Genomic DNA, 26388 nt, shown 5'->3' on the forward strand with positions numbered 1-26388 from the left:
GTCGACACCCGCCCCCGGCCCCCTCAGGCCGTGCCGGCGCTCAGCAGATACCGTCCCCCGGCTTGGGGTTGCTCAGCGCGAACAGCGGACGCAGCTTCAGGCCGGCCCAGGTGCCCAGGATCGCGACGGCCCCCCAGATCCAGCCGTGCAGGCTGCCCGACGCGATGCCCGCCAGATAGGCGCCGATATTGCAGCCCCCGGCCAGCCGGGCGCCGATACCCATCAGCACACCGCCGAGCACAGCGGCGACGGCGGTCCGCCACGGCACGCCGCGATGGAGCGTCCAGGTGCCGCCGAGCGCCGCGGCCACCGCCGCGCCGATCATGATGCCGATGTCGGTCAGGCTGTTCTTGTCGGCGAGTACCGGACCCGCCAGCATCCCGGCGTTATTGGGCTGCTGCCAGAACGTCCAGGTCTCCGGGTGCCCGCCGAGGGCGCGTACCAGCTCCGCGCCCCAGAGGCTGAACGCGCTGGTGACACCCCAGGCGCCGCCGGAGACCAGCAGCACACCGGCGCCGAGCACGGACAGCGCCAGAGCACCGGCGGCCAGCGGCCAGGAGCCGCGCAGCACTCGTGCGGCGGCGCCGCGCGCGGACGGTACGGGGCCGGTCGGCGGCGGGTTGCGGCGAGCCTGGACGCGTCGCGAGACGAGCACGATGAGCGCGAGCGCCAGCATGGTCACGGCCCAGGAGCCGAACCAGCCGATGTGGTCGGCCATGACGAACGGCTCGAACGCGGGCAGGTCCTTCCAGAGGCCGAACTGCCAGGCGGCGAGGGTCGAACCGGCGATGAAGCCACCGAGGGTGAGCACGATCGACGATTGACCGGACCCGACCGCGAACAGGGTGCCCGAGGCGCAGGCGCCGCCGAGCTGCATGCCCACGGCGAACAGAAACGAACCGGCCAGCAGCCCCACGCCCAGGGGCCCGGCCGACGGCGCGGGCACCGCCCCGAAGAGACCGGTGCCGGTGCCGATCAGCAGCGCGAACAGGGTCGCCGTGGTCCCGAGCAGCAGGGTATGGGCGCGCAGTCCGGTGCCATTGCCGACGGCGACGAGCTGCCGCCACGCGGAGGTGAAGCCGAAGCGCGAGTGGAAGAGCGCCACGCCGAGACCGAGGCCGAGCAGCAGGAGCACACCGGGGCGGGCCCCATGGGCGGACCACACATAACCGGTCAGTGCCACGGCGATCAGCGCGGACACGGCGAGCGGCACCCGGCGCACGGGCGGGGCGGGGGGAGCCTCGGGGCGCGGTACGGAGGTGGGGGAGGGGGCGAGCAGGGCGGCGGACTTCGTCGCCTCCACGGGCGGTGCGGTCATTGCGGGGTCTCCGAGGACGGGGTAGAGGACGGGGTACGGGAGGGGGCGGCGTATCAGAAGGGGGCCGCCGACGGCCCTGGCGGCAGACGTCCGACGTCCCGCGAAGGCGGGTTCGGCGGGCAACGGGGTTCGTCGGTTACGGGGTTCGGCGGCGACCGAATCAGCGAGGACAGGTTGAGCGGCGACAGAGGCCGTCGTCGACACACCACGCCGAGTTCGCGAAGAGCGCGAGACACAGGAGGCGAGCGGGTGCGGACATGAGGACGAGCATAACGGCCGGTTTCCGCCTTGTGGACCGGTGTCTCGCCATGCGGTCGGCGCTCGCCGCCGGGACTCGTCGGGGCGCGGTCAGACCTTGGCGGAGATCCGCGACGGTGTGGGCCGGCGTGTGTGGAGGGTGTCGATACGGCAGTCGTGGCCGTGCCACCACCCGCCGTGGGTGGCCACCGCGTCCCGTACGTGCGGATGCCCGGCGGGGAGCGCGCCGGCGCCGGCCGCCGCGACCGCCGCCGCGACGGCGGGCGGGGGCGGAAACGTCTCCGTCATCCGGTGAACGCGGGTGGGAAACACCGGCTGCCTACTGTCCCCGCGTGGGAAGCCGCTCCCGCCCCCACCCCGGCTCCCGCCCCCACCCCGGCCCCCAGGAGGCGTGGCATGAGCATCGAACCACGGCTGATAGCACCCGACAGCCACCCGGAGCCCCACAAGACCGGGCCGGCCGCACCGAATACACCGGATACACCGGACACACCAGACGCACCGGCCGCACCGGACACCGCGGGTGCCGGTGGGGCCGGTGCGGTCAGCGAGACGCTGGAGGACTACACCCTCCGCTTCGCGCCGCGCGGCTACCGCCGCTGGACCCCCATGGTGGTGGCGACCACCGCCCTGGGAGGCATCGCCTATCTCGCCGACTTCTCCATCGGCGCCGGTATCGGGCTCACCCACGGGACCGGGAACGCGCTGGCCGCGATCGGCGTCGCGGCGGCCGTCATCTTCATCACCGGATTCCCGCTCGCGTACTACGGAGCGCGGTACAACATCGATCTGGACCTCATCACCCGTGGCTCCGGCTTCGGTTACTACGGGTCCGTGCTGACCAGTGTCATCTTCGCCAGCTTCACCTTCATCTTCTTCGCCCTCGAAGGCTCGATCATGGCGCAGGGGCTGAAACTGGGTTTCGGGCTGCCGCTGTGGCTGGGCTATCTCGTCTCCACCCTCATGGTGATCCCGCTGGTCATCTACGGGATGAAGGCGCTCAGCAAACTCCAGGTCTGGACAACTCCCGTCTGGCTGCTGCTGATGGTGGGCCCGCTGGTCTATCTGGTCGCCAATGACCCGGGCACGGTGAACCGCTTCCTCGCGTACACGGGAACCGACGGCGACGGCGGCGTCAACACCGCCTCGGTGCTGCTGGGCGCGGGCGTGTGCCTCTCCCTCATCGCCCAGATCGGCGAGCAGATCGACTACTTGCGCTTCATGCCGCCCAAGACCGAGGCGAACCGGCGCGGTTGGTGGACCGCCGTGGTGATGGCGGGCCCCGGCTGGGTGGTGCTCGGCGCGCTCAAGCAGGCCATGGGGGTGTTCCTGGCCGTGTACATCCTCTCCGAGGTGGGACCGGCGGCGGCCACCGAACCCATTCAGCAGTTCCGTGGCGCCTTCGACGCGATGATGCCGTCCTGGCTGGTCGTACCACTGGCCGTGGTGCTGGTCGTGATCAGCCAGATCAAGATCAATGTCACCAACGCCTACTCGGGCTCACTGGCATGGACCAATTCCGTCACCCGTGTCACCAAGCACTACCCGGGCCGGATGATCTTCGTCCTGGTCAATCTGGCGTTCGCGCTGATCCTGATGGAGGCCGACATGTTCAGCTTCCTCAACAGCATCCTGGGGTTCTACTCCAACTGCGCGATCGCCTGGGTCGTGACCGTCGCCACGGACATCATGATCAACAAGTATCTGCTCAAACTCTCCCCGCGCGCGCCCGAGTTCCGCCGGGGCATGCTCTACGCGGTCAACCCGGTCGGCGTGGTGGCCTTCGTCGCCGCCTCCGGACTCTCCATCGCCATGTACTTCCACGCGCTGGGCGACACGCTCCAGCCGTACTCACCCGTCGCCGCCGCCGTGATCGCGTTCGTCGTCACCCCGCTGATGGCCGTGGCCACCAAGGGCCGTTACTACCTGCGGCGCACCGGCGACGGGATCGACGAGCCGCTGCTCGACGCCGACGGGAACCCCAGCGCCACCACCTACACGTGCCATGTGTGCCGGCAGGAGTTCGAACGGCCCGACGTGGCCGCCTGCCTCACCCACGACGCGGTGGTCTGCTCGCTCTGCCTGAGCACGGACAAGGCGGGCGACCATCTGCTGCCCGCGGCGCCCGCGGCGCCCCCCGCTCCCTGACCGAGGAGGGCGGGGCCCCGGGCGAGGCGCGGTTACGGCCTCGGTGCGGCCGGGGCGGTCAGCAACTCCTCGATCAGACCGCCCACCTGCGCGGTCTCGATCAGGAAGCCGTCGTGCCCGTACGGCGACTCGATGGTCCTGAGCCGGTCGGCGCCCGGCATGGCGGCGGCCAGCTCCGCCTGCTGGGCCGGCGGATAGAGCCGGTCGGAGTCGACGGCCGCGACCAGGGCCGGCATCCGGACCCGGCCAAGGGCCGCCGCCGCGCCACCGCGGCCCCGGCCCACGTCATGGCCGTTCATCGCTTCGGTCAGCGTCACATAACTCCCCGCGTCGAACCGGCGCACCAGCTTCTCTGCGTGATGGTCGAGATACGACTCGACCTGGTACCGGCCGCCCTGCCAGGGATGGCCGCCCGGCTGCGGTTCCCGGCCGAACCGGGCGCCGAGCTCCGGCTCGCTGCGGTAGGTCACATGCGCGATGCGGCGGGCTATCCCCAGCCCTCGGTGCGGACCGCCACCGGCCGGGGCGTCGTGGTAGCGGCCCCCCTGCCACGCCGGGTCCGACCGGATCGCCGCGATCTGGACGGCGCCCCAGGCGATCTGCTCCGCGGAGGAGGCGGCGGGACACGCGAGCACCAGCAGCGAACCGGTGCGCTCCGGCCGGCCGACGGCCCATTCGAGGGCCCGCATACCGCCCATGGACCCGCCGATGACGGCGGCCCAGCGCGCGATCCCCAGCGCGTCGGCGAGGGCCGCCTCGGCGGCCACCTGGTCGCGCTGGGTCAGATACGGGAACGCCGGCCCCCAACGGCCCCCGCCCGGCCGCGCCGAGGAGGGGCCGGTGCTGCCCTGGCAGCCGCCGAGCACATTCGGGGCGACCACGAACCAGCGGGTGGTGTCGAGCGCCCGGCCGGGACCGAGCAGGGCATCCCACCACCCCCCTGTGGGATGCCCCGGCCCGGCTGGTCCCGCGACATGGCTGTCCCCCGTCAGCGCGTGCAGGACCAGCACCGCGTTCGAGCCGTCGGGAGCGAGCCGCCCCCATGTCTCGTACGCGATCCTGACCCCGGGCAGCGCCCCGCCCGCCTCCAGCGGGAGCGGACCGTCGAGCGTCACCCAGGAGCGGCGGCCGACCGGATCCCCCTCCCGCCAGCCACCGGTGACCGGCGGGAGGGGGAGCGTGGCCGGTTCCGTGGACGTGTTCAGGACGTTGCCTTCGCGGCGCGGAACCCTGCCTCCAGATCGGCCTTGAGATCGGCCACGTTCTCCAGCCCCACCGAGAGCCGCACCAGCCCCGGAGCCGTGCCCGTCGCCGCCAGTTCGTCCTCGCCGAGCTGACTGTGGGTGGTCGACGCCGGATGGATGATGAGGCTGCGCACATCACCGATATTGGCGAGATGGCTGAAGAGTTCGACCCCGTCCACGAACCGCTTGCCCGCCTCGACCCCGTCGCGCAGTTCGAACGCGAGGACCGCGCCCGCGCCGTGCGGAAGGTAGCGCCGCCCCGCCTCGTACCAGCGGTTGGACTCCAGCCCCGGGTAGTGGACGGCGGAGACCTCGTCGCGCTGTTCCAGCCACTCCGCGAGGGCCAGCGCGTTGGACGTGTGCCGCTCGACGCGCAGACTCAGCGTCTCCACGCCCTGGAGCAGCAGGAACGCCGAGTGCGGGGAGAGCGCGGGGCCGATGTCACGCAGCAACTGGACCCGGAGCTTCACCGCGAAGGCGCCGGGGCCCAGATCCGGCCAGTAGCGCAGCCCGTGGTAACTGGCGTCCGGGGTGTGGAAATCCGCGAACCGCTCGGTGTGCGCGCCGAAGTCGAAGGTGCCCCCGTCGACCACCACCCCGCCGATGGTGGTGCCGTGCCCGCCGAGGAACTTCGTCGCCGAGTGCACCACGATGTCCGCGCCGTGCTCGATCGGACGGAGCAGATAGGGCGTCGGGACAGTGTTGTCGACGATCAGCGGCAGCCCGGCGTCGTGCGCCGCGTCCGCCACCGCCCGTACGTCGAGGACATTGCCGCGCGGATTGCCCAGCGTCTCCGCGAACAGCGCCTTGGTGTTGGGGCGTACGGCGGCCCGCCAGGCGTCGATGTCGTCCGGATCGTCGACGAAGGACACCTCGATGCCGAACCGGGGGAGCGTGTGCCGGAAGAGGTTGTACGTCCCGCCGTACAGGGAGGTGCTGGAGACGATGTGGTCCCCGGCGCGGGCGAGCGTCAGGATCGCCAGCGTCTCGGCGGCCTGCCCCGACGCGAGCGCGACGGCCGCGACCCCGCCCTCCAGCGCGGCGATCCGCTGTTCCAGGACGTCCTGCGTGGGGTTGTGGATCCGGGTGTAGATATTGCCGGGCTCGGCGAGGGAGAACAGATCGGCCGCGTGCTGGGTGTCCTTGAAGACGAACGATGTCGTCTGGTAGATGGGCACCGCGCGGGCGCCGGTCGTCGGGTCGGGCCCGGCGCCCGCGTGGATCTGCTTGGTCTCGAAGGACCATGAGGGGCCGGCGTCCTGCCGGGAGATGTCCTCGGGAGTGTGTCCCCCGGTGATGGAGTCGACGGGCTGGCTCATATCAGGCCTCGCACGGGTTTCTTGTGACAGCGGGATCGCTTGATTACGGACCGTAGAGCCACCGGGTCATCGTCGGAAGCACGCCGCGCGCATGGCCACGAACCCGCAATACCGGCGCAATACAAGGCGCTTGGGAGCGGTGGCCCGTCGGCGGATCGAGGCGCGAAGCGGACGGCGAAGGTCCACGGCATCGGCCACTGAGACCATCAGGTCGGGCGGGTGCGCCGGCCCGCGCGGCGCCGGCCGCGGTGGCGTCGCGCCCAAGGATGGGTGATCAGCAGGACGACGGTCGCGACCACGGCGATCGCCTCGGCGACGACGGCGAGCTTCTTGTCGCCGTACCAGATGGGCTCATACATGTTCGGGATCGGGCCCAGCTTGCCGACATCGACGTAGCGGTAGACCAGCAGCAGCGCCAGACCACCGGCCGCCACGGACCACGCGAAGAGATCCCCGGGCAGCCGCTGCCAGACCAGCACGAGCAGCGCCGCGAGCGATGCCAGGGCGGCCTCGATACGGAAGAGGTCGCCCTGGCTGATGGTCGCGGTGACCACGTCGTACTGGTCGGCCAGATAGGCGTGGAGATAGGCGTCCCACGCGAGCCCCGCGGCGGCCAGCAGCCGGGCCGCTCCGCGCAGCAGACGGAGTTTCCGGCCGGAACGCGAGCGGACGCCGGAGGGCGTTGAGGACATCACTTCTCCCGGGGTTAGTAGCCGCCGCCGGTGTTCTGCTGCGGAGTGGTGTTCTTCTTGCCCGACCTGCCGATGACGTACCAGGTGTCGTGGAACGAGACATCGCCCTGGCCGTTGGTGTCACCGGGCTTGTGGTCGCCCGTGAACCGGTACAGGGGGTGGCCGTTGTAGGTGGCCTGCTTCGCCCCGTTGTCGCGGGTGGCGGTGGAGAGCAGGTCGCCCTTCACCCCGCCGGTGCCCGCCTCGGGCTTTCCGGTGACGATCAGGGGCGGCCAGATTTTCACGCAGTCACCCGTACAGGTGGACTTGTTCTCCTTGTCCGCCTCGAAGAGGTAGAGGGTCCGCCCCTCCCCGTCGACCAGGATCTTTCCGAGCGAGGTGGACCTCGCGGACACCTTGCCGACAGCCGTTTCGGAGGGGGACGGGCTCGCGGTGGGGGTGGCGATGGTGGCGGTCGCGGAGGCCGCCGCGAGGTCCTTGGACGCCCCGGACTTCTCCGCCGGCGCACCGCCGCCGCCCGAACATCCCGCGACTGTCGCCGTGCACAGCAGGGCCGTGCCCATCGCGGTGGCACGCCTGGAGATGGTCCCCATCGAGGCTCCTCGGATCCGGCCGCTCCGGCGGGCGGCGAGCCGCCCGCCCGATCACGGCGGTACCACCCACTACACGCCACGCCCCGCTACGGGGCCACCGGACAGAGCCGTCCGAATGTACGCGTCGAGGTGCGTGGCGAAGTACGTGGCGAGGGACGCGTCGACGACCGCGCCGCGCGCCGACGGCGGCCTCCGACACGAAGATGCCCCGGACGACCGTGCCCAGCGGGCCGGGTCCGCTGTTCACCACAGGGGAGTCCGACAGCGCACCGCTCTGATCCGGGCCCGGGGGCCGTTCCCCATCCTCGTCCGAAAGGGGCTTGACGCCGTGAACGCAGCAACCATGAGCCCGAGGGGCCGTCCCGACCCCTCACCACGCGGCCGGCCGAGCAGGTGGGACCAGTACCGCCGGGCCGGCCGCTGGCTCGCCCTGACCGCCGCCGCCCTGGTGCTGGGCACGGCCGCGGCCGGCGGCTGGTTCTACTCCGCGCTGAGCGGAAACATCCAAGGCGCCGGCGTGGACGACGCCCTCGGCGACAACCGGCCCGGAGCCACCCAAGGCGGCGAGAACGTCCTGATCATCGGCTCCGACAGCCGCGAAGGGCTGGACGGAGCCTTTGGCAAGAACCTGACCACCATGCAGTCGGACACCCTGCTGCTGCTCCATATCGGCGGCAGCGGGGAGTGGGCCACCGTGGTGTCGTTCCCCCGTGACTCCTGGGTACGGATCCCCGCGTGCCGACAGGGCGACGGCGCTGTCTCCACCCCCCATCATTTCAAGATCAACGAAGCGTTCGCGATCGGTGGCTCCACCGGTGACACCGCCAACGCCGCCGCCTGCGCGATCAAGACCGTCGAACAGAACACCCGTGTCCGTGTCGACCACTTCATGATCGTGGACTTCCGTGGGTTCACCGGCATGGTCGACGCCCTCGGCGGCGTCGAGATCTGCCCGCCGCTGCCCATCCACGACAAGAAGGCCCACCTCGACCTTCGCGCGGGGTGCCAGACGGTGAAGAACGACCAGGCCCTCGGCTACGTACGCGCTCGCTACAGCCTCGGCGACGGAACGGACATCGGCCGGATCGGCCGCCAGCAGGAGTTCATGCGCGCCCTCGCCGCCAAGGCCAGGACCCAGCTGTACCAACCACGGGCGCTCTACGGATTCCTCGACGCGGCCACCGAGTCACTGACCACCGACCCCGAACTGGCAGGCCTCAAACCCCTCTACGACCTGGCCTCCGGCATCAAAAGCATGCCCACCGAAAGGATCACGTTCCTCACCGTTCCTCACTATCCCCGGGCCAGGGACGTCCCCGGCGACACGGCCAACGTCGTCTGGAACCCGCCCGCGGCCCAGCAGCTGTTCAACGCCCTCACGCACGACCGGGAGATGACCAGGTCCCGTCTGCTGAAGGCGGCGGAGCAGTTGCCCCCGGCGGCCGGTACCGTCCAGGTCGCCGTTCTCAACGGCACCGACGTCCCCGGCAAGGCCCGCGAAACCGCCGAACGGCTGCGTGCGCTCGGCTTCCGGATCACCGCGACCGGCAATGCCCCCGCCGCGGCCGGGCGGAGCACCCTCACCTACCCGGAGGGCTTGGCGGAACAGGCCCGGTCCCTGGCCACGAGACTTCCCGGCCTCGACCCTGTCCCCTCCGAGCGGACCAAGCCCGGCACGCTGACCCTCACCATCGGCCCCGATCTGCCCGATGTCACGGGGTGACCCCGTGACTCCGACGCCGCGACGCGGTGGAGACCGGATCCGGCCGCCGGACGTGTCATCAGAAGAGCCGTCGGAAGAGCCGTCAGAAGGACCGTCAGACGGGCCGCGCCAGTGACAGCAGCGCGTTGTACGCGCTCTGGATGAATGCCTGGTCGGCCGCCGGGCTCGTATTCGTCAGCGCGACCAGGGCGGTGCGGTGGCGCGGGCTGAACCCGGCGAAGGCGCTGAAGCCTCGGGTGCCACCGGAGTGGTGGTAGACATCGCCGTCCGGCCGGACCCGGATGTTCCAGACCAGCGCCAGCCGCTTGCCGCCGTCGCCCAGGGCGAGCCGGGGGCGGACCACGTCCACCAGCGCCGTACGCAGGGTGACCGGCATCGGCACCAGCACCGGTGGCGCGGAACCGGACGGGACATCGTCCGGCACGGTGTCCAGTACGGCGTCGAGGAGGCCCAGCAGATCGCGCGCGCTGGACCGGACCGCACCGGCTCCCGCGAGCCCGGGGATCAGCCACGGCGGCCGGGCGCGGCCGTGCCAATAGCCGGTGGCCTGCGGAAGGTCGGGCCCGCAGCTGGTACGGATCAGCCCGAGCGGGCCGAGCACCCGGGCCGCGAGGAGATCCCCGTACCCCTGCCGGCCGCCGCTAGCGGCGCGGGTGAGGAGATGACCGAGCAGCCCCACACCGAAGTTGGAGTACCGCACGCGCTCGCCGGGGCGGGCGTGCGGACGAGTCCTCGCCAGGGCGCGCAGCAGATCGGCGGTGGAGAAATGGGCGTACGGATTGGAGAACCAGTCGGCCGCCGCGCCGCCGAGGAACCCCGGGGGCAGCCGGGGCAGCCCCGAGGTGTGGGTGGCGAGATGGAGCAGGGTGATGGGTCCGCCGCGTGGCCGGGGGAGGGATTCCGGCGGCAGGAACCGGGCCAGGGGATCGCCGTACGCCACCTCGCCCCGGGCCACCTGCTCGGCGAGCAGCAGCGCCGTGAAGCACTTCGTGAGTGATCCGATCTCGAACCGGGTGTCGGCCGTGACCGGAATCCCGCCGTGGTGCGAGGTGCCGCCGTACGTCACGACGGCCCGCCGGTCGCCGTGACGCAGCGCGACCGCGACCGCGCGGGCGCGCGGCGCCGCCGCTCTGATGGCGTCGGCGGGACGGCGTGCCCAGTCGGGCGGACGCGGCCCGCCGTCGCCGTTCGCCATGTACATCGCGGCCCCGCCCGCCGGCGTCGTCCCCGCGGTCTCTCGCGGCGCCGCCGGCCCCGCCGTTCCGGTCGCCTCCTCCGCCCCCGCCGCGCCCAGCGTCACGACCGGGCGCCGAGGGCACGGGAGACGGCGAGGGTCCCGGCGACCGCCGCGACCACGGTGGTGTGGTGGTGCGCGGCGAAGCGTTCGGCGGGATCGTCGCTGACGGGGTGGCCGTCACGGGGCATCAGCCCGTCCGCGTGCTGGATCCCGGCCAGCCGCTCCCACGCCGCCGGTTCGCGGCGGGGCTCCGGGAGACAACTGCTGACGATCAACAGCTCGGCCACCAGATCCCATTCGCCGATCTCGGTCCAGATGTCGATCCAGGCGGGCAGCCAGCGAGTGAGGTACTGGGCGACATCGCCCGGCAGCCCCGAGGGCAGCCGGCCCCAGTCGGTGAGATGGAAGACGGTGTGCGTCATGCAGTAGGCGGTCATCCAGTCGATGAGCCAGGGCTCCGGGCACGCGCCCAGCCAGGTGGCGCGGGACAGGACGGCCCAGTCGGTGGCGAGGCCGCCCCGGTCGAATCCACCGATCCGCGCCGCGTTGGCGACGGCGAGGCGGCGGTTCGGCAGCACCTCCGCCGCCCGCGCCGAACGCAGCGAGCTGGTGTGCGCCAGCAGCCGGTCCAGTGCTTCATGGCGGTAGTCGCAGCGGGCGAAGTGGGCGTATGTCTCCAACGGGTCGGTCATCATCGGATAGCGCAGCAGCCGCTCATGGAGCATGGCACCGCCCCCGAGCTGCTTCCAGCTGAAGTCCAGCAGCTCGCGGGCGAGCCGTAGTTCGGCGGAGCCGGCCACGCCCTCGCGCAGGACGAGCGAGGCGGCGAGCGCGGTCTCGCCCAGCGGCTTGTACACGCTGTCGGGCTCGGCGAGTTCGGCGGTGGTGTCGGGCGGCAGGGCGCCATGCTCCCGCTGGGTGTGGAGCCAGGTCAGCGCCTGGGAGGCAATCCGGTGGGCGGCTTCTGTGACGGGCATGGCCATCGGGTCTCGGTCCGATCGGGTGTGAGTGCGGGATCCGGGTGGCTTGTGTGGGGGATCAGAGGGGCCGGAGGATCAGAGGGGCCGGAGGATCAGAGGGGCTGGAGGATCAGAGGGTCCGGGGTCCGGGGTCCGGGGTCCGGGATCCGAGGCCGGGTCAAATGGCGATCAGCCGACGGGAGATCGCCGTGTCCAGCGCCAGTCGGTCCCCGCCGGCCAGCAAGCCGATGTGCTCCACCAGCGGAGCCGCGTCGAGCGGCAGTCTCACGCCGTCCGAGCGCAGCCAGGCGAGCCAGCGCGCGATCCGGGCGGCGGTGGGGTAGTCCCGGCGCAGTACGGCACGGGTCGCCCCGCGCGCGAGAGCCAGCGGTGATCTGCGGGCGGCGTCATGCACCGGACCGTCCAGGCCCGGCAGCGCCAACGTGGACAACTGCGCCATCCTGACGGACCATTCGGCCCAGGCCGCCGTGTCGTCGGCAGGCGCGGCGTCCGCCGGGTGCGCCGGTCGCGCCGGTCGCGGCGCCGTCAGCCGCACGCCGTCACCGCCCGTGAGTACGGTCAGCAGGGTGACGGTGCCCCAGTCGCGCCAGGCCATCAGCCAGGGGCCCTCGGGTCCGGCGGGCGGCGGGAGCGGCACGTCCCGCGCGGGCGGCAGTGCCGAGAACGCCAGGGCGATGGCCTGCGCGTCCTCGCGGTGGAGCGGGGCACCCGCCAGCACGACCGGCGCGAAGGTATCGGCGCCGAGGATCCGGATGGCGGCCAGCGCGGCCCCGGGGTCCTGAGCGCTCTCGACATGTGCGGCGGCCATGGCCGTGCCCTCGGTGCCCCGCAGGGCACCGAGGGCACGTCGTGCCAGGCCGGCCGCTGATTCCTGATAAGCGGTCCGCGACCGGTCGGGGTTCACAGGCCCTTCGGCTCCTTCGGCTCCTTCGGGGAAAGGAGAGCCAGCAGGAGCAGTAGGCCCCCCGCTTCCGGCGCGTAGACGGGAGCGTCGCTGAAGGGTGCCTCGGGTTCCGCAATCGCCATAGTCAACGCGTGGTGGTCCAGAGCGATTTCTCTCGGCCGGACAGTCTGAGAAAGCATCGATGGGCTCCTCATGTAGTTGCCTAATGCCCTGTCTGGGCAATGCACCGCCCACGCTAAGTGACATGCGACAAACCGGCCAATTGGGATGATGAATGGGCATCTCGGGCCCAGGACTTAGAGACCGCACGGATAGGTGCGGCGCCGCCCATCGGCACGCGCCGCCGCCCCACCTATCCGCGTGCCCCCTTAGACATGGAACGGAACGGTGGTCACCACGATCTTCGGAAGGGGCCGGAGCGCGCGTCGCAGCCGTCCGGCCAGCGGGGTGTGGAGCAGACGGTGCCACCAGTGCCGTTCGACGATCTCCGGCAGGATCACCGTGATGGTCAGATCGGGGCGCTGACGGTGCAGGGATTCGAGATAGCTGATGAGCGGCGCCACCGTAGCCCGATAGGGGGAGAGCACGATCCGCAGCGGGAGATGGTCGCCCCACAGCGTCCAGGCCTCAGCGAACCGCTCGGCGTCCTCGTCGCTGGGGCTGACATGCAGCACCAGTACGGGCTGCTGGAGGGAGGCGGCGTACGCCAGCGCGCGCATGCTCGCCTGATGCAGTGCGTCGACCGGGACGACCGAGAGATGGCGGATCTCCTCCGGTGAGTCCTCGGCCTCCGAGTCCTCCGTCCTGGCCGACGGGGCCCCGGGGCCGGTCGGCGGTTCCGCGCACGGCTGCGGCGTGATCGTACGGCTGGGGACCTCGATCGTCTGGGAATGCAGCCGCAGCTCCTCCCCGACCTTGTCGTAATGGCGTCGGATCCGCGTCGTCACCAGGAGGAACAGGGCGACGGTGAGAATCGCGAGCCATGCTCCTTCGGTGAACTTGGTGATCCCGGCGGTGATGAAGACCACCGCGGAGAGCAGCGCGCCGGTGGCGTTGAAACAGAGGCTCTTGCGCCAGTGCCGGTCGCGCTTGCGCCACCAGTGCATCACCATCCCGCTCTGCGACAGGGTGAAGGCGAGGAAGACCCCGACGGCGTACAGCGGAATCAGCGAGGCGGTCTTCCCGTCGAACGCGACATAGACACACGCGGCCGTCACGGAAAGCACGATGATCCCGTTGCTGAAGGCCAGCCGGTCGCCGAGACGCAGAAAGATCCGCGGTGCGTGGTTGTCGCGCGCCAGCAGGTACAGCACCCGGGGGAAGTCGTTGTACGCCGTGTTCGCCGCGAGCAGGAGCACCAGCGCGGTCGCCGCCTGGGTGAAGATGTACATGGCGCCGGAACCGAAGCTGCGATGGGCCAGTTGGGACAGCACCGTCTCCCGCGACTGCGGGATCACGCCCTCCAGATAGATCATCGCCATCGTGCCGGCGAACAGCGCGATGAGCAGCCCGACCATCCAGGACAGGGTGGTGCGTGCGTTTCGCCAGGCGACCGGCTTGAAGGCGGGCACGGCGTTCGAGATCGCCTCGATACCGGTCATCGCCGTCGAACCCGAGGCGAAGGAGCGCATCACCAGCAGGAGACCGACACCCTCGACCGCGTGCAGCGGCGGGGTCGGCACGGGTTCGAAGCCCCGGCCGGCCGCGTCGTACACACCGACGATCACCAGCGCGGTGATGGCGAGGATGAAGGCATAGGTGGGCGCGGCGAACAGCGCCCCGGCCTGCCGGACACCCCGTAGATTCCCCGCCAGCAGTACGGCGATGACCAGCACGCCGATCAGCACGGCGTCATCGGCCAGCCCCGGGACCGCGGAGGTGACCGCCGCCATCCCCGAGGAGACCGAGACGGCGACGGTCAGGACGTAGTCCGTCATCAGACCGGCCGCCGCCATCAGCCCCGGAATCCGCCCCAGATTGTCCGTGGCGACGATGTACGAGCCGCCTCCCTGCGGATACGCCCGGATCGTCTGACGGTACGACACCCCGACGGCCAGCATCAGAAAGACGATCGCGAGGGCCACCGGCACCGAATACGCGAGCCCCGCGGCACCTCCGAGCACCAGGACCACCAGCAGCGCCTCGGGACCGTACGCCACCGACGACAGCGCGTCGGCGGAGAGCACCGGCAGCGCGATCACTTTGCGCATCCGCTCCCGCGCGATGGCCGTGCTCTTCAGCGGCGCCCCCAGAAGCGCGTGCCGGACGGAACCGCCGAACCTGCCGAGAGGTGCGCCCATCTCGCTGTCCATCGCCTCGGGCGGCGGCGCGTTGAGCTCGGGCACCTGTACGAAACGGCCGAAGCGGGCCGGGACGATCTGCGCCGGTTCCGGGTAGCTGCCGGTATCGGGGTCCACGGGCAGCGCGCGCCGCCACTCGTCGGGGCCGGCGGACACCCGCCCCCACTCCCGCCCGACCAGCCGCAGCATCGTGGACTGCTCGGCGTCGAGTTCCGGCACGGAGAGCGGCGCGGAGGAGGTGTCGCCCCGGTCCCGGTCCCGGTCCCGGTCCCGGTTCTGGCCCTGGGCCTGGGCCTGGCCCTGGTCCTGACCGCCTCGGCCTTCGTCTCCCTGGGGTCCCTGGGTATCCGTCACATCCGCGAGTCTCTTCGGCGGACCGTGCCACCGGCCCCACCCGCGCCGGACGACACTCGGCCGGGGGCGGCGACAACCCGTTCGGACGTACGGCCCGCCGCGGCCACGCGCCCGCCGGACGGGCCGGGGCATCCCACCAGCCGCCCGGCAGGGATGCCCCGGCCCCGGCAGGTCCCGCACCATGGCTGTCTCCCGTCAGCGGGCGCGGGACCGGTACAAGGGGGGTGGGCCGGCCAACTGGCTACGGACGCGGCGCGGCCCCCGGCTCCGGCGCGGCTCCCGGCTCCGGCGCGGCTCCCGGCTCCGGTGCGGCCCACAGCGCCGAGGGCGCCGCACGCCGGATCACCGGCGCGATCTCCTCGGCGAACCGCTGGAGTTGCTCACGCTGCTCGGGCAGGCCCAGCCCGAACCCGTCGACGGTGACGGACTGCAGATCGTGCCCGTAGACCTCGTGGTAACCGAGGATCTTGTCGATGATCCGCTGCGGACTGCCGATGAGCTGCGGGCCGCTCTCTATCGCCTCCTCGATGGTGGTGAAGGGGGTGTTGTAGCCGGCCTTGCCCACCAGATGCGGTTTGAAGAGCTGCTGGACGCGGGCCTCGTACTGCTCCTTGAAGTCGCTGACCGCCCGTTCCGTCGTATCCGCGATATAGAGACCGCCGGAGCCCGCCGCCACATGGGCCCGCGCCGGATCGTGTCCGTACTCCTCGAACTTCTCGCGGTAGTGGCTGATCAGCCGCGCGTATGCCTCACGCGGCTGGATGGCGTTGGCGGTGAAGAGCGGATCGCCGTGTTTGGCCGCCAGCTCGGGGGAGTTGAGGCTCGTGGCCGAGCCGTGCCACACCCGGGGAGGACCGGCGTACGGGCGTGGCACGGTCGTGACGTTCTTGAGCGGCGGCCGGAACAGGCCCTCCCAGTCGAGGTGTTCCTCGCGCCAGAGCCTGCGCAGCAGCTCGTACTTCTCGGCCTGGTACTCCCACTGCCGTTCCTCGTCCAGACCGAAGAGGTCGAAGTGTCCGGCCTCCGAGCCCTTGCCGATGACAAGCTCGATCCGGCCCCGGGAGAGCTGGTCCAGCGTCGCGTAGTCCTCGGCCACCCGCACCGGGTCCAGGATTGCCACGACCGTGACCCCGGTCAGCAGCCGGATACGCGAGGTACGGGACGCGAGCGCGCCCAGGAGCACCGTGGGACTGGAGGAGAGGAACGGGCCCGCGTGCCGCTCCCCGACGGCATAGGCGTCGAAGCCGAGCCGCTCGGCCTCCACCCCCAGCTCGACGACTTCGTTCAGCCGGTCGGCGGCGGGCGGGAGTTCCCCGGTGAGGGGGTGTGGTGCGTGGCCGACGATCGTGAGGACGGAGAATTTCATGACTGCCTTCCGCTGCGTCCGGGGCCCCGTTTGCGCGAGGGCCGGTGGGGGAGTGCCCGATCCGGCTACTGACCGGTCTTCGGCAGTCCCTCGGGGTTGAGTTCGGAGGAGGGCACGGCCTCGTTCGCCAGCCCCCACCGCTCCAGGACCTTCTGGTACGTACCGTTCTTGATGACGGTGTCGATCGCCTGCTGGAACGGCTTGATCAGACCGTTGTCCTTCTTGGTGGTGGCCGCGATCTTGCCCTGGACTTCGTCCCCGGCCCCCGAGAACGTACCGATGATCTCGGTCTGGCCGGTGGAGGCGGAGTGGTACGCGGCGACCGGGTTGGGGCCGAGATACGCGTCGAGGCGGCCGGAGCCGAGCGCCAGGTAGTAGTCGCTGGAATTCTGGTAGATCTTGATCTCGGTGGGCTTCAGACCCTTCGCCACATTCGCCTTGCCCCAGTCGACCAGCAGCTTCTCCTGGTTGGTGCCCGAGGCGACCCCGATCGTCCGGCCCGCCACGTCCGCCGGGCCCTTCACCCGCCAGTCGGTGCCCTTCTTGGCCTCGAACGCGATGTTGTCCAGCCGGTAGGTCGCGAAGTCGTACTTCTCCTTGCGCTCCTCGGTGACCGTGATGTTGCTGAGGCCGAGGTCGTACTTGCCGCTGTCGAGACCGACGAAGATATTCGCCCAGTCGACGGTGTTGTAGTGCGGCTTCAGGCCGAGGACGTCCGCGACCAGCGAGGCGAGGTCCGGCTCCACCCCTATCACGGTCTTGTCGTCGGTGGCGTAGAAATCGAGCGGAGGCACCGAGCCGGCCGCGTTGACGACCTCAAGGGTGCCCCGTTCCCGGATCTCCGCCGGGACGAGCGCCGCGATGGACTCCACCTCGGGCGTGGTGATCCGCTTCTGATCGGGGCCCAGATCGATCTGAAACCCGTTCTTGTCCTTCTTGTCGCCGCTCTGGGGTGCTGCCTTGTCGGTGCTGCCATCGGCGGAGTTGCCGCAGGCGGTGAGCGAGAAGGCGGTGACCAGGCCGAGCAGGGCGGCGGTGATACGGAGGGGACGACGACGGGGCGGCACGGAGGGCTCCTCGGCAGGGTGGCGGAACACACGGAAGGACGGAAGGACGGAAGGACGGACGAAGGGACGAGAGGACGAGGGAACGAGGGAACGGACCTCACAGGACCTTGGACAGGAACGCCCTGGTACGCGCGTGCAGCGGGCGGTCGAGCACATCCGCCGGCGGACCCTGCTCAACGATCACCCCGTCGTCCATGAAGACGACGGTGTCGGCGACCTCGCGGGCGAAGCCGATCTCATGGGTGACGACGATCATGGTGGTGCCGGAACGGGCCAGATCCTTGATGACATCGAGGACCTCGCCCACCAGTTCGGGGTCGAGCGCGGAGGTCGGCTCGTCGAAGAGCAGTACCTTGGGCTCCAGGGCGAGGGCGCGGGCGATGGCCACGCGTTGCTGCTGGCCGCCCGAGAGCTGACGCGGATAGGCGTCGGCCTTGTCCGCGAGACCCACCCGCTCCAGCAGCCGTCCGGCTTGCTCCACGGCGGCCTTACGGGACCGGCGCAGCGCCGAGACCGGAGCCTCGATGATGTTCTCGACCACCGTGAGATGCGGGAACAGATTGAAGTTCTGGAAGACGAAACCGATGTGCAGACGCTGTTTCAGCACCTCCCGTTCCTTGAGCTCATGCAGCTTGGAGCCCGCGCGGCGGTAGCCGATCAGCTCGCCGTCGATGCTGACGTATCCCCGGTTGAGCTTTTCGAGATGGTTGATGCCGCGCAGCAGCGTCGACTTCCCGGACCCCGAGGGACCGAGCACGACGGTGACCTCGCCGGTGCGGACCTGGAGGTCCACCCCGCGCAGTACTTCGAGCGCACCGAAGTTCTTGTGGACACCGCGCACATCGACCATCAGACCACTGTCGGCGGACGTACCCACAGCCGTGCCGGTGACGGAATCGGAGTTGGTGCTCATTTCTGGATACCTCCCGTGGCGGCGGCGGCCCGCATCCTGCGGGTGAAGCTCCGGGCCCGCTGGAGCGGAGTGGGCGGGGGCGTACGCTCGGCGCCGCGCGCGAAGTGCCGCTCCACGTAGTACTGGGCGATGGTCAGCAGGGTGGTCAGCAGGATGTACCAGGCGGTCGCGACCATCAGCAGCGGTACGACCCGCCCATTACGGCCGTAGATCACCTGCACCTGGTAGAACAGCTCCCCGATCGCCATCACCGACACGATCGAAGTTCCCTTGAAGAGGGAGATGACCTCGTTGGCGGCGTTGGGCAGGATGCCGCGCATCGCCTGCGGCAGCAGGATCCGGCGCAACTGCCGCAGCCGGGGGATGCCCAGGGCGGCCGCCGCCTCCAGTTGCCCGGCGTCGACCGAGATGATCCCGCCGCGCACGATCTCCGCGGCGTACGCGGCCTGGTGCAGCGCGAGCCCGATGACGGCGGCGGACAGCGCGCTGACCAGGTTGAGCGTGTCGAAGCTCCACAGAACAGGACCGAAGGGGATGCCGATCCCCAACTCCTTGTAGAGATAGGCGAGATTGAACCAGAACAGCAGCTGCACGATCAGCGGGATGGAACGGAAGGCCCAGATGTATGTCCACGCCACCGTCTGGAGGATGACGCTCCTGCTCAGCCGCATGAAGGCGAGCACAACGCCGAGCGCGAAGCCGAGCGCCGTGCCGTACACGGTGAGCTGGAGCGTCACCCAGACGGCCGTCAGCACGGTGTCGGCGGACAGATAGCGGAAGAAGGTGTCCCAGTCCCAGCCCGGGTTGGTGACCAGACCGTGGCTGAACTGGGCGACCACGACGAGCGCGGCCACGCCCGCCACCCAGCGCCAGTAGTGACGCGCGGGCACGACCTTCAGTGTGGCGAGATCGTCCCGGTCAGGGACCGGTCCGCGCGGTGGTACGAGGTGGCCGGGCGGCGGCGCGGCTTTCGCGGCGCCGGTTGCGGTGTCCATCGGTGGCTCCTGCCGGCTACTTCTGCTCGGGCGGACTGATCCGGGACTCCTCGATCGCGGAATCCCCCGTTCCCCACTTGTCGAGGATCCGGCGGTAGGTGCCTTCGTCGATCAGTTGGTTGACGGCTCCCTGGAACGCCTTGAGCAGCGGGGAGCCCTTCGCGAAGGCGAAGCCGACATCGAGCCGGTGGAACTCGCCGAGGAACCTGACCCCGGCCGCCGGCTGGGCCGCCTGGTAGCGCAGACCGTTGATCGTCGACATGACCACATCGACCCGGCTCTGCTGGAGGCTGGTGAGCAGCGCCCCGTTCTCGGAGAACACACTGACCTTGTACGGCTTCTCGCCCGCGTCGGCGCAGACGCCCTTCTGGGAGTTGAGGGTGGCCTCGAAGGTGGTGCCCGCCCCCACCCCGACGGTCTTGCCGCACAGCTGGTCGAGCCGGGTCACCTTGTCGATGCTCTTGTCGTCCGCGCGGACGGCGAACCCCTGACCGTCATTGATATAGGTGACGAAGTCGACCGTCCTGCGGCGTACGTCGGTGACCCCGAAGTTGCCGGTGCCGACGTCGTACTTGCCACTGCCGAGCGCGGGCAGGATCGCCTCGAAACTCGCCTCCTCGCGGCGCAGCTCCACTCCCAGGATCTTGCCGACAGCGTCGGCGATGTCGATGTCCTGTCCGGCGGGACGGCTGGTCGACGCGTCGGGGTAGTAGGCGCTGGGCGGCGCTCCCACGGAGGAGGCGATCCGTACGGTCCCCCGCTTCCTGACGTCCTCGGGGAGCAGGGCCGCCAGCGACGCGTTCTTCTTGAGCGAGGCGGTGACATCGTCGGACGGCGCGGGGGAGGCGGCGCCGGCCGCCTCGCTCCCGGAGGCCGCGTCCGATCCGCAGCCCGCGAGTACCGGCAGCAGCAGGGCGGCCATCAGCGCGGCGGCCACCTGGTGACGAACGGGCCGCGCACGGCCCGGGATCAGGATGCGCACGGGGTCACAGCTCTCTTTCGGGGGAATCCGATGAGCCGACGGGACGGTCCGCGAGGTGCTTCTCGAAGGGGAGCGGACCGATGGTCTCCGGATCCGCCCCCGTGTCGAACAGCGGTAGGTAACCGGCCGTCAGATACAGCCCCCTGGCCTCCGGCTGGCGCGGCCCGGTGGTGAGGTAGACGCGACGGTAGCCCCGTATGACGGCGATACGTTCCAGCTCGGTGACAACGCGCTTCGCCAGCCCGCGCCGGCGGTGCGCGGAGTGGGTCCAGATCCGCTTCAGCTCGGCCGTGCTGTCGTCGTAGCGGCGGAACGCCCCACCGGAGATCGGTTCGCCGTGCTCCAGCAACAACAGCAGGACTCCGTGCGGCGGGTCGAACTCCTCGGCGGGGTAGCGGGCCAGCTCGCCGTGCGCGTCCTTGCCGTAGCGGGTGGAGTACTCATGCCCCAGCTCGCGCAGCATCGGCAGTACCCGTGGATCGGAGACGGAGGTCGACAGCCAGGTCAGACCGCCGGGTTCGGCGACGGAGGTCATCAGCCGGCCTCGACCAGGGTCCCCGGGCCACGCGCCGCGCCCTCCGCGTCGCGCTTGGCGACCTCTTCGCGGACCAGCGGAATGACATGCCTGCCGAAGTCGATGGCGTCACCGAGCAGGTCGTACCCGCGTGCGGAGATGATGTCGACACCGAGGTCGTAGTAGTCGAGCAGCGCCCGCGCGACCGTCTCCGGCGTACCGACCAGGGCGTTGGAGTTGCCCGCGCCCCCGGTGGCAGCGGCGGTCGGGGTCCACAGCGCCCGGTCGTAGCGCTCACCCGACCGCGCGATCGAGATCAGCCGCTGCGAGCCGGCGTTCTCCGGCTCGCCCCGCCGGTGGTGGCGCACCACGGCCGGTTCGCCCTTCTCCTTACGGGCCTTGATCGCGTCCACCGTCCGGTGCGCCTTCTCCCAGGCAAGCTCCTCGGTCGGCGCGATGATCGGCCGGAAGGCCACCTGGATACGGGGCGGCGTCGTACGTCCCGCCGCACGCGCGGCGGCCTTCACCGCCTCGATCTGCTCGGCGGTCTTCTCCAGCGGCTCGCCCCAGAGCGCGTAGATGTCCGCCTCGGCGCCACCGGCCGCGTACGCGGCGGCCGAGGAGCCGCCGAACGAGACATCGGGCCTGGGCCGCTGGACGGGGAACACATCGCTGACGAAGTCGTGGAACCGGTAGTGCTCGCCCTCGTGGTCGAAGGGCTCGTGCTCGGTCCAGATCCGCTTGACGATCTCGATGTACTCACGGGTGCGGGAGTAACGCTCGTCCTTGGTGAGCGTGTCCCCCTCACGGCGCTGCTCGTGATCGCTGCCACCGGTGATGAAGTGCACCGTCAGCCGGCCGTCGCTGATCCGGTCGAGCGTGGCGAATGTCTTGGCGGCGAAGGTGGGATACGAGACATTCGGCCGGTGCGCGAGCAGGATCCGCAGCTTGTCCAGCCGGGAGGCGATGTACGCGGCGGCCGGAGCGGGATCGGGCGAGCCGGAACCGTACGCGAACAGCACCCGGTCCCAGCCATGGTCCTCGTGGGCACGGGCCAGCTTGAGTGTGAACTCCTTGTCAAACGCTGCGCCGGAGCGGGGATGTGTCTCCGACCCGTTGTGGGTGGCGGCTATGCCGAGGAACTCCACAGGCATGACGGACCTTTCGTACAGGGAGATGGGTGTGCGTCGGCGGGAAGGCATGCCGAGGAAGACCCGGGGCGTCGCGTGGACACGGCGGACACGGGGGACCACCGGCGGTACGGGTCAGCGGCCGGGCGGCGCTGGGCAGCCGGACGGGATGGTGCGAGGGCGCGATGACGGGATGCGAGGGCGCGATGACGGGAGAGGAAGGGGGCGCTTCAGGGAGAGAGGCGGCAGCGAACGCCCGGTGAGATACGAGAAATCGGCCCGCGACGGGGTCACCGAAGAGACGGGATCACCGAGGGAGGGAGGGGCCGGTCAGGCGGCCCGCTGCCGGGTCAGGCGCAACAAGAAGCGGACCACACACGACCGAAGTCTATGTGGCCGCGTATGACCAACGGCAGCTGCTTCTGCATAAGGCCAATTGAGCACGGGACGTTCGGTGAAGTCAACAGGCTCTCGCTCTGTGGGCAGCGCGGGCGGTGGGGCGGCCTTGACAGTCCTCCGGCGTGCGCCCGTACGATCGAGGGGTGTGCGGTGCCGGGCTCCTGTGTGAACACCGGTCCGCACCGGCCGTGTTGAGGGACGCGGTACGCGTGATGACACCTGCCGCCCGGTCCATGCCGCCGGGTCCACGCCGCCGACCTCTCTCCCGCCGGAGCCCCTCATGCCCGTATCGCCCTCGCTCGATGGACCGCGCGCCTCCGCCCCGCCGGGGATTCCGGGGACCTCGCCGCTCTCCCCACCAGGACCCGACGAGATCTCCCGTATCGTTCCCCGCCGCCACCCCGGCCGGTGGCTGTCGGCCGCGCTGGCGCTGCTCGGCCTCGCGATGATCGTCAATTCGCTCGTCCGCAACGAGAGATTCCAGTGGAGTGTGGTGAGCCAGTACTTCACCACCCCCGCCGTACTGGACGGCCTGCTGCTCACCCTCTGGCTGACCGCCGCCGTGATGGTGCTTGGCTTCCTCATCGGTACGGTCTTCGCCGTCATGCGGCTCTCCGTCAACCCCGTTCTGCGTACCATCAGTTGGGGGTACGTATGGATCTTCCGCTCGACCCCCCTGCTGGTGCAGCTGCTGTTCTGGTTCAACATCGGCGCGCTCTATCCGACCCTGGGGATCGGGATTCCCTTCGGCCCGGAATTCCTCACCTTCAAGACCGTGAACCTCTTCGGCGCCGGACTCACCGCGCTGATCGGCCTCACCCTGCACGAGGCGGCCTACGCGGCCGAAGTGGTGCGTGGCGGCATCCTCTCCGTCGACGCCGGCCAGACGGAGGCGGCCGCGGCACTCGGTCTGAGCCGCCGACGGGTGCTGCGCCGTATCGTCGTGCCCCAGGCGATGCGGTCGATCGTCCCCACGGCGGGCAATATGCTCATCGGCACGCTCAAGGGGACCAGCATCGTCAGTGTTCTCGCCGTGCAGGACCTGCTGTTCTCGGTGCAGCTGATCTACAACCGTACGTATCAGATCGTCCCGCTGCTGATGGTGGCGACCATCTGGTACATCATCGTCACGACCGTCCTGTCCGTCGGCCAGTTCTATGTCGAACGCCACTACGCCCGGGGCGCCGCCCGCGAGCTGCCACCCACGCCCCTCCAGCGCCTGCGTCGGCAGACGGCGGCCCTGGCAGGACGGCTCCGTACCGCGAGCGCCGCCGACGCGAAGCCGCTTTGAGACCGCCGGCCCGCCGGCCCGCCGGGCGACACCAGCAAGTGCGTGGCGGCCGAGCGGTCGGGTGCGCCCTGTTGACCGCTTCCAGTCGCACACTCCGGGGACCGGGGCGAGTCTGGAGACGACCGGTTCGGAGCGGCGACGGAGAGGAACGATCCACGTGAACAGTGCGGACCAGCCCGCGGCGGATGTCGTCGTGGCTCTCACTGGTGATGAGAAGGAAGACGCGCGGGTGGTGTTCGGCGCGCTCCGTACGGCCTTCGCCTGCGACCGCGCGGCGGACGATGTCCCGCAGGAGGCGGCCGAGGGCCGCCCGACCGTGTGGATCGCGACGTTCAATGTGTCCGAGCTACGCGCGGAGCCCCGCCCGGCGCGGCTGAGGGCGCCGGTGGTGGCTACCCTCCAGGGCGGCTACACGGCGGTGGACAGTCTCCGCAAGAGCCTCGCCTCCGCGTTCACCGTCCGCATGGTCGGTACGGCCTCCGGCGACCAGGAGGAGGAAGTCCAGCTACGCCTGGAGAACCGCGCGAATCGCTGAACCGCGCGAATCGCGGAATCGCCGAAGGGCTGTCCCGGGAAGGTCACTCCCACTCGTCGCCCGGCTCCGCGACGAGATGCACCGCGGCCTCCTCCGCCGAAGCCGCGGCTCCGTCGATGCCGACATCGCGGGCGATCATGTCCTTCTCGGCGTCCTCGTGTGCGCCCTCGTCGGGAGCCACCAGCCGGCCCGAGCGGCTGTCACCGACCTCGTCGTCCAGCCGCTCACCCTCGCCGTACGGCAGATCCCCGATGCCGTCCCCGACAAGGGCGCCCTCGTCGGGGACCTCCTCCGCGAGCCGCTGGTCGAGCGTTTCCCCCACCCGCTGCTCGGCGGCCGTCGTACCGACATGTTCGACACCGAGCGGGCGTTCGGGAGGCGACCAGCCCTCGTCGAAGGGGTCGGAACCCCGGTCGATGAGGGTGTCCTCGGGATCGAGGATGCCCTCGTCCTCGCCGATCTCGGCGCCGTCGGGCTGGTAGACCTCGTCGCCCATCGACTCGCCGTTGTCGCCGCTCACGTCCCTCTCCTCGCTTCCGTGCGCCCGGCCGTCCTCACGTCGGACACTCATCCGGTCGCCGTCGTACACGAGAGCTTTCATGGCGCGCGCTGCCCGGGATCGGCTCATCCGCTCCGTCCACCTTCCCACCAATCACCGCGGTGTCAAACGGCAGGTGAGCACCCCTGCGACAGGGTGCGTGGACCGCCTCCGCGCGATCCCCCGTGTTTGTCACCGCTGTCGTCGGGCACGTGACAAAACGACCCGTACGACCCGAAATGTAACCCTCCGGAGTCGAACGTGAGCCGAGAACGCATAGTCATCGTCGGGGCCGGGTTCGCCGGCTACCAAGCCGCCCGTACCCTCTGCCACCGAGTCAGGGGCGCGGCCGAGATCGTGCTGCTGAACCCCACCGACTACTTCCTCTACCTTCCGCTCCTGCCTCAGGTGGCCGCGGGCATTCTGGAGCCGCGCCGGGTGACGGTCTCGATCCCGGGCACACTGCCACGGGTACGGCTTGTGCTCGGCGAGGCCGACCATATCGACCTGGAGGCGCGCAGTATCGGCTACACCGGGCCGGAGGGCGACCGGGGCGAGCTGCGGTACGACCGGCTCGTCCTCGCCGTGGGCAGCGTCAACAAGCTGCTTCCCGTCCCCGGAGTGGCGGAGTACGCGCACGGCTTCCGGGGACTGCCCGAAGCGCTCTATCTGCGCGATCACATCACCCGTCAGATAGAGCTGGCCGCTGTCACCGGCGACCGGGCGGAGGCCGCCGCACGCGCCACCTTCGTCGTGGTCGGCGCCGGTTACACCGGCACCGAAGTCGCCGCCCAGGGCAAGCTCTTCACCAACGCGCTGGTCCGTAAACAGCCCGCGTGGCGCCAGACGGACAAACCCCGCTGGCTGCTCCTCGACATCGCCCCGCGCGTCCTGCCGGAGCTGGACCACAGGCTGTCGGACACCGCCCAGCGGGTGTTGCGCGAACGCGGCGTGGACGTCCGTACGGGCACCTCCGTCAAGGAGGCGCGACCGACCGGGATCACGCTGGACAACGGTGAGTTCATCGAGACCCACACCCTGGTCTGGTGTGTGGGCGTACGGCCCGATCCGCTGGTCTCCGACCTCGGGCTGTCCGTCGAGCGCGGCCGGGTGCTGGTGGATCCTCAGCTCAATGTGCCCGGCCACCCCGAGGTGTTCGCCTGCGGGGACGCCGCGGCCGTACCGGATCTCACCAGGCCCGGGCACTTCACCCCGATGACGGCTCAGCACGCCGGCAGGCAGGGCAAGGTGGCGGGCCGCAATGTGGCCGCCTCCCTGGGATACGGGGAGCGGCAGACCTACAAACACAACGACTTGGGGTTCGTCGTGGACCTCGGCGGAGTCAAGGCCGCGGCCAACCCGCTCGGGGTGCCGCTGTCGGGACCGCTCGCGGGCGCTGTCACGCGCGGCTACCACCTGGCGGCCATGCCGGGAAACCGGGTGCGGGTCGCCGCCGACTGGATGCTCGACGCGGTCCTGCCGCGGCAGTCCGTCCAGCTCGGACTGGTCCGCTCGTGGACGGTGCCGCTCGAATCGTCTTCCCCCGAACTGGCGAGGGTTCCCGGCGCACCCCCTAAGGAGTGACATG

The 26388-nt window shown here is 70.5% G+C and carries 23 protein-coding genes; 5 read left to right on the forward strand and 18 right to left on the reverse strand.

Annotation, left to right across the window (positions count from 1 at the left end):
- Positions 1–40 precede the first annotated feature (40 nt).
- Positions 41–1318 carry a YeeE/YedE family protein gene (locus tag ACFRMN_RS26125; protein ID WP_383023353.1) on the reverse strand — a complete coding sequence of 426 codons (1278 nt, stop codon included), beginning with the start codon at positions 1316–1318 and terminating at the stop codon, positions 41–43.
- A gap of 348 nt (positions 1319–1666) precedes the next feature.
- Positions 1667–1864, reverse strand: coding sequence for a hypothetical protein (locus ACFRMN_RS26130; protein WP_383023356.1), 198 nt, complete (start codon positions 1862–1864; stop codon positions 1667–1669).
- Positions 1865–1972: 108 nt separating this feature from the next.
- Here ACFRMN_RS26130 and ACFRMN_RS26135 point away from each other — a divergent pair, with 108 nt between their 5' ends.
- Positions 1973–3724, forward strand: coding sequence for a purine-cytosine permease family protein (locus tag ACFRMN_RS26135; protein ID WP_383023358.1), 1752 nt, complete (start codon positions 1973–1975; stop codon positions 3722–3724).
- A gap of 32 nt (positions 3725–3756) precedes the next feature.
- Here ACFRMN_RS26135 and ACFRMN_RS26140 read toward each other — a convergent pair whose 3' ends face one another.
- The 4 genes from ACFRMN_RS26140 to ACFRMN_RS26155 all read right to left on the reverse strand — a co-directional run bounded on the left by ACFRMN_RS26140 (position 3757) and on the right by ACFRMN_RS26155 (position 7572).
- Positions 3757–4929, reverse strand: coding sequence for a homoserine O-acetyltransferase (locus ACFRMN_RS26140; RefSeq protein WP_383023601.1), 1173 nt, complete (start codon positions 4927–4929; stop codon positions 3757–3759).
- The gene (locus tag ACFRMN_RS26145) at positions 4926–6287 is read right to left on the reverse strand and encodes a bifunctional o-acetylhomoserine/o-acetylserine sulfhydrylase (RefSeq protein ID WP_383023361.1); all 1362 of its coding nucleotides are present in this window, start codon (positions 6285–6287) and stop codon (positions 4926–4928) included. Before ACFRMN_RS26145 ends, ACFRMN_RS26140 begins: the two co-directional genes overlap by 4 nt.
- A gap of 206 nt (positions 6288–6493) precedes the next feature.
- Positions 6494–6979 (reverse strand): hypothetical protein, encoded by a 486-nt coding sequence (locus ACFRMN_RS26150; protein ID WP_383023364.1) that lies wholly within the window; start codon positions 6977–6979, stop codon positions 6494–6496.
- A 14-nt stretch (positions 6980–6993) separates the two neighbouring features.
- Positions 6994–7572, reverse strand: a complete 579-nt coding sequence (locus ACFRMN_RS26155) for a hypothetical protein (protein WP_383023366.1) — start codon at positions 7570–7572, stop codon at positions 6994–6996.
- 328 nt (positions 7573–7900) lie between these two features.
- On the opposite strand from ACFRMN_RS26155, the gene ACFRMN_RS26160 reads away from it, so the two are divergent.
- Entirely contained in the window at positions 7901–9295 is a 1395-nt protein-coding gene (locus ACFRMN_RS26160; protein ID WP_383023369.1) for an LCP family protein, read from the forward strand.
- Between the two features lie 94 nt (positions 9296–9389).
- On the opposite strand, the gene ACFRMN_RS26165 is transcribed toward ACFRMN_RS26160, so the two are convergent.
- From ACFRMN_RS26165 to ACFRMN_RS26215, 11 genes are all read right to left on the reverse strand, one after another.
- Positions 9390–10595, reverse strand: coding sequence for a serine hydrolase domain-containing protein (locus ACFRMN_RS26165; protein WP_383023372.1), 1206 nt, complete (start codon positions 10593–10595; stop codon positions 9390–9392).
- A complete protein-coding gene (locus ACFRMN_RS26170; RefSeq protein WP_383023375.1) occupies positions 10592–11515 on the reverse strand; it encodes a DUF6895 family protein in 924 nt (307 codons plus the stop codon). Before ACFRMN_RS26170 ends, ACFRMN_RS26165 begins: the two co-directional genes overlap by 4 nt.
- A gap of 154 nt (positions 11516–11669) precedes the next feature.
- Positions 11670–12416, reverse strand: coding sequence for a hypothetical protein (locus ACFRMN_RS26175; RefSeq protein WP_383023378.1), 747 nt, complete (start codon positions 12414–12416; stop codon positions 11670–11672).
- Positions 12417–12784: 368 nt separating this feature from the next.
- On the reverse strand, positions 12785–14626 hold the full coding sequence (locus ACFRMN_RS26180; RefSeq protein ID WP_383023603.1) for an APC family permease: 1842 nt from the start codon (positions 14624–14626) through the stop codon (positions 12785–12787).
- Positions 14627–15311: 685 nt separating this feature from the next.
- A complete protein-coding gene (locus ACFRMN_RS26185) occupies positions 15312–16436 on the reverse strand; it encodes an LLM class flavin-dependent oxidoreductase (RefSeq protein ID WP_383023380.1) in 1125 nt (374 codons plus the stop codon).
- 65 nt (positions 16437–16501) lie between these two features.
- On the reverse strand, positions 16502–17503 hold the full coding sequence (locus ACFRMN_RS26190) for an ABC transporter substrate-binding protein (RefSeq protein ID WP_383023383.1): 1002 nt from the start codon (positions 17501–17503) through the stop codon (positions 16502–16504).
- A gap of 97 nt (positions 17504–17600) precedes the next feature.
- Positions 17601–18416: an amino acid ABC transporter ATP-binding protein gene (locus tag ACFRMN_RS26195; protein ID WP_383023386.1), complete on the reverse strand. Its 816-nt coding sequence runs from the start codon at positions 18414–18416 to the stop codon at positions 17601–17603.
- Positions 18413–19411: an amino acid ABC transporter permease gene (locus ACFRMN_RS26200; RefSeq protein ID WP_383023390.1), complete on the reverse strand. Its 999-nt coding sequence runs from the start codon at positions 19409–19411 to the stop codon at positions 18413–18415. Before ACFRMN_RS26200 ends, ACFRMN_RS26195 begins: the two co-directional genes overlap by 4 nt.
- Positions 19412–19427: 16 nt before the next feature.
- Positions 19428–20333 carry an ABC transporter substrate-binding protein gene (locus ACFRMN_RS26205; protein WP_383023606.1) on the reverse strand — a complete coding sequence of 302 codons (906 nt, stop codon included), beginning with the start codon at positions 20331–20333 and terminating at the stop codon, positions 19428–19430.
- Positions 20334–20397: 64 nt separating this feature from the next.
- Positions 20398–20928, reverse strand: coding sequence for a GNAT family N-acetyltransferase (locus ACFRMN_RS26210; RefSeq protein ID WP_383023393.1), 531 nt, complete (start codon positions 20926–20928; stop codon positions 20398–20400).
- A complete protein-coding gene (locus ACFRMN_RS26215) occupies positions 20928–22061 on the reverse strand; it encodes an LLM class flavin-dependent oxidoreductase (RefSeq protein ID WP_383023396.1) in 1134 nt (377 codons plus the stop codon). The genes ACFRMN_RS26210 and ACFRMN_RS26215 overlap by 1 nt, the downstream gene beginning before the upstream one ends.
- Positions 22062–22716: 655 nt before the next feature.
- On the opposite strand from ACFRMN_RS26215, the gene ACFRMN_RS26220 reads away from it, so the two are divergent.
- Both ACFRMN_RS26220 and ACFRMN_RS26225 read left to right on the forward strand, forming a co-directional pair.
- Positions 22717–23727, forward strand: coding sequence for an amino acid ABC transporter permease (locus tag ACFRMN_RS26220; RefSeq protein ID WP_383023399.1), 1011 nt, complete (start codon positions 22717–22719; stop codon positions 23725–23727).
- Between the two features lie 157 nt (positions 23728–23884).
- Positions 23885–24262 (forward strand): hypothetical protein, encoded by a 378-nt coding sequence (locus ACFRMN_RS26225; protein ID WP_383023402.1) that lies wholly within the window; start codon positions 23885–23887, stop codon positions 24260–24262.
- Between the two features lie 43 nt (positions 24263–24305).
- On the opposite strand, the gene ACFRMN_RS26230 is transcribed toward ACFRMN_RS26225, so the two are convergent.
- A complete protein-coding gene (locus tag ACFRMN_RS26230) occupies positions 24306–24758 on the reverse strand; it encodes a DUF5709 domain-containing protein (protein ID WP_383023609.1) in 453 nt (150 codons plus the stop codon).
- Positions 24759–25061: 303 nt separating this feature from the next.
- On the opposite strand from ACFRMN_RS26230, the gene ACFRMN_RS26235 reads away from it, so the two are divergent.
- Positions 25062–26384, forward strand: coding sequence for an NAD(P)/FAD-dependent oxidoreductase (locus tag ACFRMN_RS26235; RefSeq protein ID WP_383023405.1), 1323 nt, complete (start codon positions 25062–25064; stop codon positions 26382–26384).
- Positions 26385–26388 lie beyond the last annotated feature (4 nt).

Origin of the sequence: Streptomyces sp. NPDC056835, from assembly GCF_042789485.1 — a bacterium.
GTDB lineage: Bacteria > Actinomycetota > Actinomycetes > Streptomycetales > Streptomycetaceae > Streptomyces.